This is a genomic window from Xanthomarina arctica, assembly GCF_014638915.1.
GTDB classification, from domain to species: domain Bacteria; phylum Bacteroidota; class Bacteroidia; order Flavobacteriales; family Flavobacteriaceae; genus Xanthomarina; species Xanthomarina arctica.
Genome location: NZ_BMFQ01000002.1, coordinates 224,747 through 244,558, shown reverse-complemented (window position 1 = coordinate 244,558; position 19,812 = coordinate 224,747). Strand labels below are relative to the sequence as shown.

2 protein-coding genes are annotated in these 19,812 nt (G+C 37.7%); both read left to right on the top strand.

Translation table 11 applies throughout. The features are described 5' to 3' along the window. Positions 1–50 precede the first annotated feature (50 nt). Positions 51–8,723 (top strand): DUF8693 domain-containing protein, encoded by an 8,673-nt coding sequence (locus tag IEV77_RS07315; protein WP_188463361.1) that lies wholly within the window; start codon positions 51–53, stop codon positions 8,721–8,723. 554 nt (positions 8,724–9,277) lie between these two features. Then, complete coding sequence (locus IEV77_RS07310) at positions 9,278–19,567, top strand: HYR domain-containing protein (protein ID WP_188463359.1); 10,290 nt, start codon at positions 9,278–9,280, stop codon at positions 19,565–19,567. Positions 19,568–19,812 lie beyond the last annotated feature (245 nt).

The following is a 19,812-nucleotide window of genomic DNA, read 5'->3' as shown; positions in this document are numbered from 1 at the left end:
TTGTCCATGGATATCTATGGCTTTCTAAGTTTTACAAAAAACTAACTGCTATGACTAAAATAACTACTTTTTACACTCTAATAATATCTCTTATTATTAGCTTTAATGGGTTATCAAATTCGATTGATAAAAATTATAGCTCTCTTCACAACACCCTTGGCAAGAATCAAATTTATAATCCTTTGGAAGGGTATTTGTCTTTTAGGCCGGATTATGAAACAACTTATATTAATAATTCTAAATTTTTAACCATAATTGATTGTCCAGGATCAATTTCTGTTAACAATGATCCAGATGTATGTGGGGCTAATGTATCTTGGGTTCCCCCTACTACAAATAATGGATTATATGAAATAGTACGTGTAACTGGTCCTGCCCCTGGTTCGTACTTTCCTGTCGGAGGACCAGTATTAATTGAATATGAAGAACATGTTATAGCTACAGGGCTTCCAACTTTAGAACCACGATGTCAATTTAATGTAACAGTGATTGATAATCAAGCTCCTACTATTTCTCCGGCTATTCTACCTGACATAAATGAAAGTTTAGATGCCAGCTGTAGCTTCTCTATTCCTGATTATACGGGACTTATAACCGCTTTAGATAACTGTACTCCTTCCTCTTTAGGTCAATTACCTACTATAGGTACTGTTATATCAGGAAGTGGAACGGTACAAACTATTTCTCTTATCGCAAACGATGATAATGGTAATCCTAGTAACATTATTTTTAATATAACATTAGTAGATGCCCTTGCTCCTGTAGCTGATCTTGCAACTTTAGCTGACGTAACGACGCAATGTGAAGTCACTTCTTTAACTTTTCCTACTGCTACTGATAATTGTGGTGGCTTAGTAACTGTAACTAACGATGCAACTCTTCCTATTAATGGTCAAGGTACAACTGTAGTTACTTGGACTTATACCGATGTAAACAGTAACTCATCAACTCAAACGCAAAACATAGTAATTACGGATGTTACTGCGCCTGTTCCAGATCTTGCAACTCTACCTAACATAACTGATCAATGTTCGGTTGCTTCATTAACAGCACCAACTGCAACAGACAATTGTGGCGGAACGGTAACTGTAACAAACGATGCTACTTTACCAATCAATGGTCAAGGTACAACTGTAGTTACTTGGACTTATACGGATGTAAATAGCAACTCATCAACTCAAACGCAAAACATAGTGATTACGGATGTTACTGCGCCTGTTCCAGATCTTGCAACTCTACCTAACATAACTGATCAATGTTCGGTTGCTTCATTAACAGCACCAACTGCAACAGACAATTGTGGCGGAACGGTAACTGTAACAAACGATGCAACTTTACCAATCAATGGTCAAGGTACAACTGTAGTTACTTGGACTTACACCGATGTAAATAGTAACACATCAACTCAAACGCAAAACATAGTGATTACGGATGTTACTGCGCCTGTTCCTGATCTTGCAACTCTACCTAACGTAACAGCTCAATGTTCGGTAACCTCATTAACGGATCCTACGGCAACAGATAACTGTGGTGGTCTAGTTACTGTAACAAACGATGCTACTTTACCAATCAATGGTCAAGGCACAACCGTAGTTACTTGGACTTATACGGATGTAAACAGTAACTCATCAACTCAAACGCAAAATGTAGTTATTACTGATAACACACCGCCTGTTCCAGATCTTGCAACTCTACCTAACGTAACAGCTCAATGTTCGGTAACCTCATTAACGGATCCTACGGCAACAGATAACTGTGGTGGTCTAGTTACTGTAACAAACGATGCTACTTTACCAATCAATGGTCAAGGCACAACCGTAGTTACTTGGACTTATACGGATGTAAACAGTAACTCATCAACTCAAACGCAAAATATAGTTATTACGGATGTTACTGCGCCTGTTCCAGATCTTGCAACTCTACCTAACGTAACAGCTCAATGTTCGGTAACCTCATTAACTGCTCCTGCGGCTACAGATAATTGTGGTGGCTTAGTAACTGTAACTAACGATGCAACTCTTCCTATTAATGGTCAAGGTACAACTGTAGTTACTTGGACTTATACGGATGTAAACAGCAACTCATCAACTCAAACGCAAAACATAGTAATTACGGATGTTACTGCGCCTGTTCAAGATCTTGCAACTCTACCTAACATAACTGATCAATGTTCGGTTGCTTCATTAACAGCACCAACTGCAACAGACAATTGTGGCGGAACGGTAACTGTAACAAACGATGCTACTTTACCAATCAATGGTCAAGGTACAACCGTAGTTACTTGGACTTATACGGATGTAAACAATAACGCAACAACTCAAACGCAAAATATAGTTATTACGGATGTTACTGCGCCTGTTCCAAATCTTGCAACTCTACCTAACGTAACAGCTCAATGTTCGGTAACCTCATTAACTGCTCCTACAGCAACAGATAATTGTGGTGGTTTAGTAACTGTAACAAACGATGCTACTTTACCAATTACCGTTCAAGGAACAACTGTAATTGTTTGGACTTATGAGGATGTAAATGGTAACTCATCAACGCAAACGCAAAATGTGATTATTACAGACACAACACCTCCTAATGTTATCTGCCAAAGCATCTCCATCACCCTTAACGCTACTGGAACTGCAAACATAACTACTGCTCAAATTGATAACGGCTCTACAGATAACTGTGGCATCTCTTCAATGGCATTAGACATTTACACATTCAATTGTAGTGACCTAGGAACTAACACGGTAAATTTAACAGTTTATGATGCTTCTGGCAATTCATCGAGTTGTACAGCTACTGTAACAATATTGGATCCTGCTTCAAACGCAAGTGTAACAATTGCTTCCAACGATGCTAATAATGAAATTTGTGATGGTGAAATTCTAACATTTACGGCAACACCTGTCAACGCAGGAACTACGCAATTCTACGAATGGTTTATTAATGGTGTTTCTGAAGGCACAACAGCAGTCCCAACATTTACACCCTTCCCTGCTCCAACGGCTGATTATACCATCGTTGTTTATATGACTACTGATATTTCAGCATGTGATCCTAAACAAAGTAACACGCTTTCTATTTTAGTGCATCCGTTACCAATAGTTAATGTAAGTGATTATGACTTTTGTATCGATGACAATACTCAATCTGCAAGCCCAAATACAGGTGGCACATGGACAAGTAGTAATACAGGTATTGCAACAATAACAAACAGTGGTGCAATTACGCCTGTTAATAGTGGCACAGTAACATTTACTTATACTAACACAACTACAGGATGTAGCAGTACCACGAATGCGGTAACTATCAATCCTTTACCAATAGTAGGAAACTATCCAACAGATAATACCATATGTGTAAATGAAACTCATTCCTTATCACCTTCTACTGGTGGAACTTGGACAAGTAACAGTCCTAGTGTAGCAACAATTACAAATGAAGGTGTTATTACAGGTATGAGTCATGGTAATGTTACCTTTACCTTTACAAATACTGCAACAAGCTGTAGTGTTACTTCTGCTTCTATTGAGGTATTGGATATCCCGGTAATTGATTCTGTAACGGCTTCTCCAAGTACAGTTTGTGCTCGAGAAAATAGTATTTTAACCGCTTCAGTAGCAGGAGCTGGCACCAATAATGCTATCCTTGTAAATTATGATTTTAACTCTGGAAATATTTATGACAACTTAAATGGTCATGAAATAACTGGTATTACTTCTGATGTTTATAGTAATATTGGTTTTGACAGAACTCAAACAGGTATTGCATCAGTAGCACCACCAGCATTTGCAGCAAATGCTGCAGGAACTGCTCTAAGACAAATTGATAACTATCAAGACGGGAATAATGGACTTGGTGGCACTGAGGACAATGGTAACTGGCGTTTCGAAATAGACGGTCCTGATTTAAACAATTATCAAGATTTTATTGTCTATTTTCAGGCAAAAAGGGTTGCCCTGTTTGGAAATTATAAGCGCGTACGTGTTCAAATTCAATCTCCAAACTACAATGGTGGTAACTGGGATAATAATTACGCTGATTTACCATTACCTACAAATACTACTCAATGGCAGGATATTAATATACCACTCCCTCCTGAAGTAAATAACCCTACAGATTTAAATATACGCTTACAAGTTAATGATGGTTCTGATTATGATTATGGTAATTATAACTGTTATCAAGTATGGGAATGGATATGGTGGCCATTTTGGGGGCATTATGTAACTGTATGTGATGATTATGGCGCACATAATATAGTTGAGCCACATGTATTAATAGATAACTTTCAAGTACAAGCTTCTAAAGCTGGTGGTGATTTTGATTATGATTGGGATGTAGTATCTGGAGATATTGGCAGTTTACCAGCAACAACAACTACCCATCAAATTACAGTAACACCAAACGAAACTACAGAATATGAGGTTACAGTTACTAATAGTGACGGATGTCCGGCTACTGAAACGGTAACGGTTAATGTGTTTCCTGTACCTGTTTTAAATGTTTTTGTAAACTATTGCCCAGCTCCTCCTAATAGTAATGCAGTCGAATTACAAGCTAGCCCAGGTTTTGTGACCTACGTGTGGAACAATGGTGAGACTACACAAACCATATATGTAGATACCGCTGGTACTTATCAAGTTATTGGAATTACTTCTGATGGATGTAGTGTTTCTACCACTATAAATGTTGCCACGGAGTTAGTAACGGATGGTGACTTTACTAATTTTAATGCAGCAGCCCCAAGTTTCAATACAGAATATTCCCAAAGGCAAGGCTTTTACAATGGAGCAAATAATTCAGGTCTGTATCAAGAAGGTACCTATGCTGTAAATACAAGTGCTTATGGTACTGCAAGTGGAACACCACAGGGTTATCATCCTAATTTTCATGGTAGAGATCATACCAATAACGGCACTGGAGCCAGAAATTTCCTTATGGTCAATGGTAGTTCTACTACCATTGACCCTCCTGGACCAGAAGGACCAAGACAACGCATTATATGGGAGCAAACTGTTACTGTAGAAGCTAATACAGATTATTATTTTAGTGCTTATGCCATGAATTTAAACCCTGCTTCACCAGCACGATTACAGTTTGAAGTTAATGGTGTTTTAGTTGGATCAATTGCAAATTTAAACACTGCTCCAAAACCAACATCAGAGAGTCAGGTTGATTTAACTAATTGGGTTCGATTTTATAGTAACCCAACTTGGAATTCTGGAGTAGCAACTACAGCTATTATTAGAATACGAAACTTAAATACAGCACCAGGTGGTAACGATTTTGCTTTAGATGATATCTCATTTGCTACCTTATCCACATTTATTAGGTTAACATCTCCTATTGGAGCTGACAATCAAATTATATGTCAAAGCACAGTCATGGATGAGATTACTTATGATATTGGTGGAGGCTTAACAGCACCAAATATTGAGTGGTATCTTAATGGAAGTGCAACTTCTTTAGGTTTAAACGTTTTCCCTAATGGTCTTTCCTATACTTTTGACGGTTTGGAATATGCCATTAATGGAACACCAACCGTTTTCGGAAACTATACCTATGAGATTACCACAACCTCTGCGTGTGATGTCAAGAGAGCGACTGGATCTTTAATAATTAATGAGATTCCAGTAGTAACCATTGACCCAATAACCTCCCCAATTTGTTTTGCTGATGGAAGTGTTCCGTTACAAGCAAATTTAAGTGGTAGTGCAACTTCTGGTATTTGGACAACTTCTGGAAGCGGGAGTTTCTCACCAAATAATACAGATCCAAACGCCTCATATATTTTTGGATTTGGTGATTCTAGTACCATTACGCTTACATATACAACCGACGATCCTGATGGTACAGGAGCTACTGGACCTTGTGATGCCGCTTTTGAAACCGTAGATATTCAAATAACTCCTTATATAATGGCTGATGCCAACCCAACCAATATTGATTATGCATTAATACTAACCAATTGTTCTATTACAACGATTGCGCTTGATGCAAACAATGTAACTGGTCAATGGTCAGCAACCCCTAACACAGGTTTCTTTTCTGATGTCATTGCTCATAATTCTAATTTCACTGGTGAAAGTGGTACAAGTTATACCTTAACTTGGACTGCAACCAATGCATCACCTTGTGGAGATACACCAAGCAATTTGGTAATTAATATTCCTGACTGTGGTTCTAACATCATTTTTGAGGGTGCAGGAGACAATATTAGTTTTGGAGATAATTATAATCAAATAGGCTCATTTAGCCTTGAAGCGTGGATAAAACCGAATAATGTTTCAGGAACAAAAACTATTATTTCTAAAAGAAATGGTACATCAACCGCATCAGGTTATGATTTAAGTCTTGTAGGCAACAACTTGCGTTTCCGTTATAACAGCTCTCAAATAACTGCAACAACGGGGCAGTCTATTAGCTCTACCAAATGGTACCATGTGGCAATCACCTATGACGGAGCAAGTTATACCATGTATATTGATGGCTTTTTTATACGTGCAGCTTCGGGCGCTTCGCCAGGAACAAATACAAACAAAGCATTAATTGGTGCTATGGATAGAACAAATAATTCGCCTATCAATTATTTTACTGGGGGTATTGATGAAGTCCGCATTTGGAATACGGCTTTATCTCAAAGTCAAATCCGTGAAATGATGAACCAAGAAATAAAACAAAGTGGTTCTAATGTTATAGGAGAAGAGATACCTTTAGATATTACTGGTCCATTATTATGGAATGATTTAAGGGGTTATTACCAAATGAATACTGGACTTCAAACCAATATTATTGCTGGTAATATTCAGGATATTTCATCCTCTCCTGTTCCTGGCAAATTAAATGCCATGACAAGTAATCAATCTGAAACTGCTCCTATCCCTTATATTTCAATAGGAAATAATACTACTTGGGATAATGCTACAACCTGGTCTGCAGGTTCTGTCCAACAAATACCAAATTCAAGAGATCGTAATATTGTTCCTAATAGTTTACAAACTTGGAATATTGTTAGAACTAGAACTAATGTAACGACAAACAGACCTGCAGGAATTCCTGAGGTAGGAATAACAACTGTTCATGGTCTAATAGTTGACAGTAATACATTAAGTATTAGCAACGACCAACCGTTATATGTTAATAAATACCTTAAAATAGATGGTACTCTGGATCTAATTGGAGAATCGCAACTATTACAACCTATGGGTAGTATCGTTGATTATTCCGGATCTGGTGTTCTTCATCGCGATCAACAAGGAACAACCAATTTATATAATTATAACTATTGGAGTTCTCCTGTAAGTACAGATGGAAATACATACCAAATTGGTTCTGTATTATACAGTGGAAGTCTTCCTATTTCATGGATTGCTGCAAATGATGCTACAGGAAGCACTAATCCTGTAACTTTAAGTAGTCGTTGGTTGTATTTATATGAAAATTTCCCAGCAGGGAACTATGCAGATTGGACTCCAATTAATCCAGCTTACAATGTTCCTGTAGGTCTTGGCTACACTATGAAAGGTAGTGGTAATGGTACAGCGCCATCATATCCAGAACTGCAAAATTACACCTTTGTTGGTAAACCAAACAATGGAACACTGACATCTCCAGTAACTGGTGGTAATGAAGCACTAGTTGGAAATCCATACCCTTCAGCCATCGATGCCAATTTATTTATTGCTGATAATCAAGGTAGTATTACTGGGCCTATTTATTTCTGGGAACATTCAAAAACAAATGCATCACATATTACTGCGGATTACGAAGGTGGATATGCTACTTATTCATTATCTGGTGGCATCGGAGCAACTTCACCTCCTCCAGGTATAGCTGGAATAGGAGTCGTTGGCTTAGTTCCAAAGCGATATATTCCTGTGAGTCAAGGATACTATGTAACAGGTGATACCGATGGTGGACTCATTACCTTTAATAACAGCCAACGTATTTTTAAAACTCAAGCTTCTGGAGATTCTGTTTTCTTAAGAACCGAAAACGACGAGGACAACGAGAACAACGAGGAACTTATTAAACGTGTCCGTTTAAATTTCACCACACCTGAAGGTGCTATTAGACCTCTATTATTGGCCTTTACACCAAACAACGAAGCCACGGATGGTGTTGATTATGGGTATGATGCTAAAAACGCAGACTACTTCCCTAGTGACATGTCCTTTATAATTGAAGATGAGAAATACGTAATCCAAGGTGTCGGACAATTCAATGATGATAATATATATCCAGTAACCTTAGATCTAGGAATCTCTGGAACCATCCAAATCGAGCTAACTGACTTAGAGAATTTTGATAACCCTATAGATGTCTATGTATACGATGCCTTATTAAGCACCTATTCTAGAATTAATACCGTTAACTACCAAATAGCTTTAGACGCAGGCAGTCATGCTAACAGATACTTTATAACCTTTAAAGAAGATGCGATCCTGAATATTGTTGATGAAGAATTCTCTAATGTAGTAGTAAACTTTTTAAATGCTACTAGCGAAATTTATATCAATGTACCAACATCAATAGATATCAAACAAGTGTATCTAGTAAACATGCTAGGGCAAACAGTTAGATCATGGAACGCAACCAATGCGCCATTGGCTCATGAATGTAAGCTTCCGGTTAGTAAGATTTCTGAAGGTACTTATATTATTAAAGTGAGAACGTCAGATAACAAACTCATTAATAAGAAGATTGTTATAGACCAAAATTAATAAAGAATTTAGATACATTTAAGATGGCGACCAATTGGTCGCCATTTTTTTTTTGGTGCTCCCGCTTTTGTAAAAGAGGCGACCAAGCCTTAAAAAACGGTCTAATGGGCTTTACAAGTTACAAAATAGCCTACACATAAGAAGTCAATTTATCATAGGGAACCCAAGGTAAAAGAAAACCCTAAAACAAAAACAAAACACATTTTTTGTGTGTTTTGTCGGATTTATATGTATTTCATAGATTATTTGGAATATTTTTCTATATTTGTCCAGCCAATTCTTACAAACCGAAAAAAAATTGTATAAATAATAAAGGAATCATGAAACAGCAATGCACTTAATAAAATTTTTAATACCGTCTCAATTTTTGATTTAAAAACTTTACTTAAACTAAAGTGTCATTAAATATTTGGACGATTTTAATATTCAATTTATAACATACTTAGATTTGATTCCTCCTTTTTAATAGCAACTAAATTAATAGCAAAAAACATTTTATATAATAGATTTTTATTGTTTACCATTCCATTAAAGTCTTGATAAAACTAATCGTTATGACCAAAAAAACTACCTTAAACGCATTTTTACCATTCACTTATACCAAAGATGTAAATGGTTTAATGAAACCATCTAACTCAAATACTTATTTAGTTAACAACCATAAAACTATTTCTTGGGGTATTGGATTATTAATACTCCTTTTTGGTTTGTTTACGAATGGTGTCTATGCTCAAGATGTTACTAATAATATTCCTGGTAGTTACACTACCACTGTACCAACCAATGCCGTTTCTGCAACTGTAGAAATTTGGGGTGCTGGGGGTGCAGGAGGTGGATCTCTTAATGCAAGCCGTGGTGGTTCTGGCGGCGGCGGCGGCGGATATACCATACTCAATTTTACCGTATCGTCAGGACAAAATATTGATTATATTGTTGGAAAAGGAGGAGATGGTGGTTACAATAGTGGTGAAGATGGAACTCTTACGGAACTTACTCACCTGCCTTCGAGTACGACTTTAATTGCCAACGGAGGTAAAAGAGGTATCCAACGAAACAATGTTAATACTCCAGGTGGTGCAGGAGGTGTTGCCACAGGTGGAAGCAATAATATTACAGGGCAAAAGGGGGGAGATACCGATAATAGAGGATGGCCTGGTGGTAATGGCGGTAGCAGCCCCAATGGCGGTACTGAAGTTCTTGGACGTTATAATGAAAATGGTTATGATGGAAATCCCCCTGGTGGTGGTGCAGCTGGTGGCGAATACGCAGATTCTGGTAGTAATCGATCACGTACTGGTGGCAACGGAGCCAATGGCCGTGTAATCATTACTTATACAATTGCTATTCCGCTAACAGTAAACCTAACGGGTACTCCAGACACTATTTGCCCTGGAGGTAGCGCAACCTTAACAGCCACTAGTTCGGGAGGTGGCGGAGAACAAGTTTTATCTGGAAGTAACTCTTATAACTATCCCATAACTGATGGAGATACTTCAATCTCTCCAATAAATTTAAGTGGTAGTGGTGGCGCAACAGTAGCCAATACAGACATAATCCAGGTAACTTTAAATATAGACCATACTTATGATGCCGATCTTGTGGTTTCGTTAATTAGTCCAACAGGAGAAGAAATGTTTCTTTTTACTGATATTGGAGGTGGTGGTAATAATTTTACAAATACTATTATTCGAACTGATATTAACAATCCAATACAAAACTATGGAGCTCCTTTTACTGGCATATTCAGCCCGGAAAACGGAACAATAAATGATCTTGTAGGCTCTGACATAGATGGACAATGGAGGTTACATATCTACGATAATGGAGGTGGAGACGAAGGCGAATTAGAAGATTGGTCTCTAGACATCATCAGACCAGGCGGCAATTACACAACTACAATAACAGGTCCTGGAACTGTTGGTGCCATTACTTATTCTGGCCCATCAAACTCTATAGCAACTGCAACGGTTACACCCCCAGTAGCAGAAGGCACTTATACTTATACAGCAACAACTACAGACTCAAACAGCACCACAGCCACTGACACTTTTGTTATTACGGTTGAAGATGATGAAGCTCCTGTAATTACCTGCATCGCTAATGGGACTCGAGATACAGATCCCGATAGTTGTACCTATACCATAATAGGTACCGAATTTGATGCTACTTTTACAGATAATTGTACAAATGGTACAATTACTAACAACTTTAATAATACGGCAACATTAGCCGGAGGAACATTTCCTCTTGGAGCCACTTCTGTTTTATGGACCGTAAATGATGGTAACGGGCAAATTGTTACATGCACAACTGTTATTACGGTTGAAGACAATCAAGCTCCTGTAATTACCTGTCCAACTCCAGCGAGCATTTATTATACAAATGCAAATGATTGTTTTGCAACTTTATCATTTACTGCTACGGTTGATGAAAATTGCGGGTCTACTCCTATTGTTACCTATAGTTTTGGCGGAACGGCTATAGCATTCCCATATAATTTTCCAGTAGGTACCTCTACGGTACTTGCGGAAACAGTAGATGGCAATAACCAAACAGATTCTTGCAGTTTTAATGTAGTTGTTGAAGACAATGTCCTTCCAACTGTCATCTGCCAAAATATCACAGTGCAATTGGATGCTACTGGAAACGCAAGCATCGTAGCGGCTGATATTGATAATGGATCTAATGACCCTTGTGGAATAGCATCATTATCGGTTTCACCAAATTCCTTCAGTTGTTCAAATGTTGGTGACAATACAGTCACATTGACTGTTACTGATAATAATGGTAATATTTCTACATGTACTGCTACCGTTACTATTGAAGATAATGTTAATCCATCGGCTGTTTGTCAAAACATAACAGTACAATTGGATGCCACTGGAAATGCAAGCATTACTGGTGCAGACATTGATAATGGATCATCTGATAATTGTGGAATAACCTCAATCACGGCTTCGCCAAACACCTTTAATTGTTCAAATGTTGGTGCTAATACCGTAACCTTAACGGTTACTGATAATAATGGAAATACCAATACCTGCACGGCAACGGTGACAGTTGAAGATAATGTCCTTCCTACCGTAGTTTGTCAAGATATAACTGTACAACTGGATGCTACTGGAAACGCAACAATAACTGCTGCTGATATTGATAATGGCTCTAGTGATCCTTGTGGTAGCGCTTCATTAAACTTGGATACAACCTCCTTTAATTGTTCAGATATAGGTGGAAATACAGTAACACTTACAATAACAGACAACAACGGAAACACAGCTTCATGTTCCGCAACTGTTACTGTTGAAGATAATGTGGCTCCTACCGCTATCTGCCAAAATATAACAGTGCAATTGGATGCTTCTGGTAATGCAAGCATTACCACTGCTGATATTGATAATGGATCTAACGATGCTTGTGGCGTTGTTTCTTTAGCACTTGATGTAACCACTTTTGATTGTACAAATGTGGGTGCAAATACAGTAACATTAACGGTGACTGACACCAATGGAAATACCTCTACTTGTACATCTACCGTAACAGTTCAAGATAATATTCTACCAACTACCATCTGCCAAAATATCACCGTGCAATTAGATGCTTCTGGTAATGCAAGCATAACCGCTGCTGAAATTGATAATGGCTCTTATGATAATTGTGGTATCGCTAGTTTATCTCTAGATATAACGTCTTTTGATTGTAGTAATATTGGTGCAAATACCGTAACATTAACAGCAACTAACAGTAATGGAAATACCAATACTTGTACAGCAATTGTTACTGTTGAAGATAATATTCCACCTACAGTAATCTGTCCTGCAGATATTGTATTAAATAACTGTTCATTTCAAAACGTACAATATACACTACCAGTTAGTGATAATTGCTCTGGTCCAATAACTATATTTCAATCACAGGGGTTACCATCGGGTAGTGATTATCCAATAAACATTATCCCTGGAGCGTCAACATCTACTCCTCACCGATTCGAGATTACAGATGCCGCTGGAAATATGACAATTTGTACTTTTAATGTTATTATTATAAATAGCACCATCTCAACCTTAAATGTACCCACAAACATCACCATATCTAACGATCCTGGTCAATGTTCAGCAATCGTGGATTATGTGGTAACTTCATCTGGTACTTGTTCAGGAGCTAGTCTAGTATTAGATACTCCTGGTTTTCCTTCAGGTAGTACTTTCCCAGTTGGTACAACCACAGTAACATACTCATTGAACCATGTGGCTCAAGAAAATTTAACGAAATCTTTTACCGTTACAGTTATCGATAACGAAAACCCAACCATTACATGCGCATCAAACCAAAGTGTAATAGCCAATGCATCGAGTTGTAATGCAACCGTTACGGTAATTGCACCTACATTTTCAGATAATTGCAGTGCCGTACTTACTAACAACATTACTGGTACAGCTAATGCTTCAGGCATTTTCCCTGTTGGCACAACAACCATAACATGGACAGCAACAGATCCTGCTGGCTTAACGGCTACGTGTACTCAAGATATAACCGTAATAGACAACGAAGCTCCAGTATTAACATGCCCTGGTAATTTCACACGAAACGTTGATAGCGGCAATTGTTCTGCCATTGTTACGTATACTGTTCCATTTTCCGATAACTGTGGCGCTACATTAGCACAAACGGATGGTACTGGATTAAATTCAGGAAGTGCATTCCCTGTTGGAACAACCACGTTAGAATATACAGCAACCGATGCTTCAGGAAACGCGACCGTTTGTACATTTAATGTTGTAGTTATTGACAACGAACTGCCTATTGCCGTTTGTCAAAATATAACAGTAACCTTAGATGCTTCTGGAAATGCCAACATAACAGCCGAAGACATCAATAATGGAACTACGGTCTTAGGTAATTCTTCAGACAATTGTGGTATTCAATCTATCTCATTGAACAACACAAATTTTGACTGCTCAAATTTAGGTACAAACCCTGTAACATTAACGGTTACAGATAATGCTGGAAATATAGCAACTTGTACAGCTACAGTAACTGTCTTAGATCCTGCAGCTAATGCAACTGTTCATATAATTAATGATGTTTCTAATAATGATTCTGATGTTGCCATCTGTGTAGGTGAAAACTTAACATTTACAGCAACTCCTACTGATGGTGGAGCAACTCCTACTTTCGAGTGGTTTATTGATGGGGCAAGCCAAGGAATAACCTTTAGCCCTTCCTTTACACCATTTACACCTTTAACGGTTGGGGTTTACAACATTCATGTGGTAATGCAATCTAGTCTTACTGCATGTACCCTTCCAAAAGTTAGTAATAGCATTGAAGTAACTGTAAATGACTCTCCAAGTGTAACAGCCCCTACTCAAATATGTATGGGAAGTACGGGAAATCTAACCCCTAATACAGGTGGAACTTGGACTAGTAATAACCCAGGAGTTGCAACTGTTAATAATGCTGGGGTAATTACTCCAATAGCTCCAGGAACGGCGACATTTACCTTTTCAAGTGGATCAACTACTTGTAACAATACGACCAACATTGTAACAATTAATGCCTTTCCAACAATAGCGAGCTATCCAACAGGAAACACCATTTGTGAAAGCGAAACACACACCATGTCTCCATCTACTGGTGGTACTTGGACAAGTAACAGTCCGGGTGTAGCAACAATTACTAATGGAGGGATTATTACTGGAGTTAGCCCTGGTAATGCCACCTTTACATTTACAAATTCAACTACAAATTGTACAGTAACTTCAACTTCTATAGAAGTGTTGGGTATTCCTGATATTACTTCAGTGACTGCATCTCCAAATACAGTTTGTGCTGGAGACTCTAGTGTTTTAACCGCTAATGTTCAAGGTGCTGGAGGTAATACTGAAACCATAGTGAATTATGATTTTAACACGGGTAACAATTATAATCAGTTAAATGATATTAGTACAACTCCAAACATTAACTCTAATTTTTATAGTCCAAGTAACAACAACAATATTCCTTTCAATACTGGAAATGGAACAACTGGAGGGGCTTTTACAAACAACACGCCTGCAGGAAATTCACTTATGCAAGTAGATGATTGGCGAGATGGAAATCCAAATGGACAACCGGACGATGGACGATGGAGGCTGGATGTCGATGGAAATGACTTAAACAACTACGAAGATTTAAGTATTTCTTTCCAATACAGGAGAGCCACATATTGGGGTTATGATAAAGAAATTGTTGTTTATTATAGATACGACACCAATCCTGGTGCTGGTACTAATTGGTCTGGATGGACTACTACAACAGTAAATGTTCCTCGTTACAATAACAACTATGTCAATAATTGGAACACTGCTATAATAAACCTGCCAGCTACTTTTAATAATACAGATGGACTACAGTTTATGTTCCTTGTAGATGATGGTTCTGATTCTTATTGGCGAGACGAACCTCATATTTATATAGACAATCTGCAAATTCAAGGCACCACTGTTGGTAATAGTGTTAATTATGCTTGGACTGCTAATACAGGTATCAATGCAGGTTTACCTGCTAATGCAGGTACACCATCCACGACTAATAATGTTATTACAGTTAATCCAATGGTAACTACAGAATATACTTTAACTGTAACCAATAATGATGGTTGTCCTAAAACTGAAACGGTAACCGTAAATGTATTTCCTTCACCAGAAATTACTATTGCGGCAGACTATTGTCCTGCTGATATTGCTAGTACCCCGCAAGATGAAAGTAATATGGTACAACTTGTAGCCTCAGCAAATCAACCCATAATTAGTTGGGAGTGGAACACCGGTGAAACAGGTAATACCATTTATGTGGATATTGCTGGAGTTTATAATGTTATTGCAACAACCGCAAATGGATGTAGTGCCGGTGCGACAGTTAATATATCGCAAGAACTAGTTATTAATGGCGATTTCTCTTTTGCTAGACAAACAGTCAATGGACCATTCGCTGATAACATGACATCTCTCGGTTTTGATTTTGATGGTGGTTATGGATATTATGCAAATCCAATTCTTTATCAAAACAGACTTACCGTAACGGATAATGTTCAACCATTCTATCTTGGCATCTTTAGAAGTGTCACGGATCATACGGGGGATACTGCTGCACAATACCTTGCTGTTAATGGTAACGACTTAACTTTGGCTGTTTGGAGACAAGAAATTACTGTAGAACCTAATACAGACTATTATTTCGCTGCGTGGGGTATTGATATTTCCGACCCTGGAAACCCAGGGTTAAGACCTACTGATTTAACATTTAGAATCAATGGTACCGATGTTGGTACACCACTTGATTTAGTAAAAGGTGCTGATTGGGACCGTTTTTGGGGAGTTTGGAATTCGGGTACAAATACAACTGCAATTGTTGAAATTCGAAACATAGATGGAGATTTACAAGGTAACAACTTTGCTATTGATGATGTCTCTTTTGCAACCTTATCTACATTTATAAATTTAACATCGCCTCCTGCAACAGAAAATCAAACCGTATGTCAAAATACACCTTTAGAAAATATTACTTTTAATGTAGGTGGAGGTTTAACAGGTCCTACCGCTACTGGACTTCCTGTTGGATTAACAACTACTTTCGATGGCTTGGAATATATAATTAGTGGTACGCCTACTGATACAGGCACATTTAACTATACAATTTCAACTAATGCCAGTTGTGGAAATAAAACCTTTTCAGGAACTATAGTTGTCAACCCAGCTCCTATTGTAACTATAACCACTCCACCAACTGCTGTATGTGCATCTGACGGTACCATATTGTTAAGTGCCGTTTTAAGTGGTAGTGCAACTGGTGGTGTTTGGAGCATTTCTGGTACACCTATTACAACTACAATGGCTGGAAACGTTGCTTCTGCAACTTATACTATTGTATCATCAGGATTGTTAACCTTTACCTTCACATCAAATAATCCATCTGGAGTATGTGAACGTGCCATAGAAACCTTAGACATTGAAATAAGCCCATATGTAGTTGCAACAACAGGCGTTAATCAAACTACGGCTAATTGTGCTACCAATCAAGTTACTTTAACAGGGAATAATGTTGCAGGACAATGGAGTGTGACTTCTGGCCAACCTGCAAATAGTTATTTTTTCTCTGATGTAAATGCTTATAATGCTACTTTCACGGGCGAAAGTGGAGAAACTTACACCTTACAATGGGAAGCTACTAATACAGGAGCATGTAATATAAATACAACAGCTCTTATGGACGTTATTATTCCAGATTGTGGTGCCAACTTAGTTTTTGATGGTGGTGATGATTATATAAATTTTGACAATAATTATAATTTAAATAACTCATTTAGTATTGAAGCATGGATAAAAATCAATAACCTGACAGGTACTAAAACAATTATTTCTAAAAGAAATGGAACTTCAACAGCTTCTGGTTATGATTTAAGCATGATTGGCGATCGCTTATATTTCCGTTATAACGGTTCACAAATTGTTTCCAATTATTCTATGAATACAAGTAAATGGTACCATGTAGCCGTGTCTTATAACGGTTCTTATACCATGTATATCGATGGGTTTGAAGCGCGTGGCGCAACTGCTGGATCAGCTCCTGCAGGAAATACTAACAAAGCGTTAATAGGTGCCATGGACATAACAGATAATTCCCCTACCAATTATTTTAATGGTGGTATTGATGAAGTTCGCATTTGGAATACAGCTTTATCTGTAACACAAATTCGTGAAATGATGAACCAAGAAATAAAAACCAGTACTATTACCACTGGTAATGTGGAAGGTGTCGTTGTTCCTATGGATATTAGTGGTGGATTATTATGGAATAATTTAAGAGGCTATTACCAAATGAATACAGGAGATCAAACTAGTGTATCCGGAGGTATCATTCAAGATATTTCTACAGTTTCTCCTATTCCAGGTAAGTTAAACTCAATGATTACCAATCAAGCTGAAACAGCACCTATTCCATATGTATCAAGACAAAATAATGTTTGGGATAATGCCTCAACCTGGTCTGTAGGTTCGGTACAACAAATACCTAACTCAGCAGCAAACAGTATCGTTGCTAATGGTCTACAAACATGGAATATTGTTAGAACAGCTACTAATGTTACAACTAACAGAACTACAGGAGCTCCTATTTCGGGACGAACAACTGTTCTTGGACTATTAGTTGATAGTAATACATTAAGTATTGAAGGCGGACAACCAATTTATGTTAATAAATACCTTAAAATAGATGGTACTCTGGATCTAGTTGGAGAATCGCAACTATTACAGCCTATGGGAAGTATCGTTGATTATTCAGGAATTGGTAAACTAGAACGTGATCAAAAAGGAACTGCAAATACGTTTAGTTATAATTATTGGGGTAGTCCAGTTAGTACTTCAGGTACAGCGGCTTCCAGAACATATACTTTAGATGCTATTTTCAATAACGGTAGTACGCAAGTAATTTGGACATCTGGTTACAACGGCTCTCCTACTCCGCTTACTATAAGTAATCGTTGGATCTATTCCTTTGAAGAAGGATTAGAAAATGATTATTCCGATTGGATTTATAAAAGTCAGACAGGAAGTTTTAATGTAGGCTTAGGATTTACAATGAAAGGAAGTGGAGCTTCAACTTCAAATCAAAACTACACCTTTAAAGGAATGCCTAATAATGGAGATATAAGTGCTAACGTAACTGCTACCAATGGAGCAATTAATCAAACTTTGGTAGGTAATCCGTACCCTTCAGCTATTGATGCAGATCAATTTATTAGGGATAATATTCCTGGTGGAAACACTGGAACCACAGGAAGTGTGGACGGTGCATTATATTTTTGGAAACAAGCTTCTTCTAATTATTCACATATCACAGCAGATTACCTAGGTGGTTATGCAACGTTTAATCTTTCTGGGGGAACAGCAGCTGTTTCACCACCAGGAGTGGGGGGAATTGGAGATGCTGCCTCAGCAATACCTAAACAATATATTCCGGTTGGACAAGGTTTCTTTGTTACTGCTGCCGATTATGTTGATCAAGTAGATACTGAAGTTACTTTTAAAAACAGCCAACGTATTTTTAAAACTCAAGCTTCTGGAGATTCTGTTTTCTTAAGAACTGAAAACGACGAAGACAATGAGGATCTTATTAAACGTATCCGTTTAAACTTCACCACACCAGAAGGTGCCATCAGACCACTATTATTAGCTTTCACACCAAACAATGAAGCTACAGAAGGTTTTGATTATGGGTATGACGCTAAAAATTCGGATGACAACCCAAGTGATATGTCTTTTATAATTGAGGACAAGAAATACGTTATTCAAGGTGTTGGTCAGTTCAATGTTGATAACATGTATCCAGTAACCCTAGATTTAGGAATCTCTGGAACTATACAAATTGAGTTAACAGACTTAGAGAATTTTAATGACTCTATCGATGTCTTTGTATACGATGCCTTATTAGGTACCTATTCTAGAATTAATACCGTTAACTATCAAATAGCTTTAGATGCAGGCAGTCATGCAAACAGATACTTTATAACCTTTAAAGAAGATGCGATCTTGAATATTGTTGATGAAGAATTCTCTAATGTAGTAGTTAACTTTTTAAATGCTACTAGCGAAATTTATATCAATGTACCAACATCAATAGATATAAAACAAGTGTATCTAGTAAACATGCTGGGGCAAACAGTTAGATCATGGAACGCAACCAATGCGCCATTGGCACATGAATGTAAACTTCCTGTGAGTAAAATTTCTGAAGGCACTTATATTATTAAAGTAAGAACTTCAGACAACAAACTCATTAATAAGAAGATTGTAATAGATCAAAATTAATTTTTAAATTAATTACTTTCAAAAAAGGCTACCAATTGGTAGCCTTTTTTTTGTGGCTCTAGACTCCCAGCTCCCCTCTTTAGTTAAAGAGGCGACCGAGCGTTAAAAAATAGTCCTGTGGACTATTTTAGCGAAGGGGCCTGCCCGAATTCTAGATTAAATGAACGGAAGGCGGGCGAGATGGAGCGTTAGCAAATAAGTAACCCAGTGCAACAGAGATAAAAAAAATGGGAGTTTGAATAATC

Excerpts from the sequence above, each read along its gene's own strand:
- IEV77_RS07310 (WP_188463359.1), top strand. The coding sequence starts at position 9,278 with ATGACCAAAAAAACTACCTTAAACGCATTTTTACCATTCACTTATACC.
- IEV77_RS07315 (WP_188463361.1), top strand. The coding sequence starts at position 51 with ATGACTAAAATAACTACTTTTTACACTCTAATAATATCTCTTATTATT.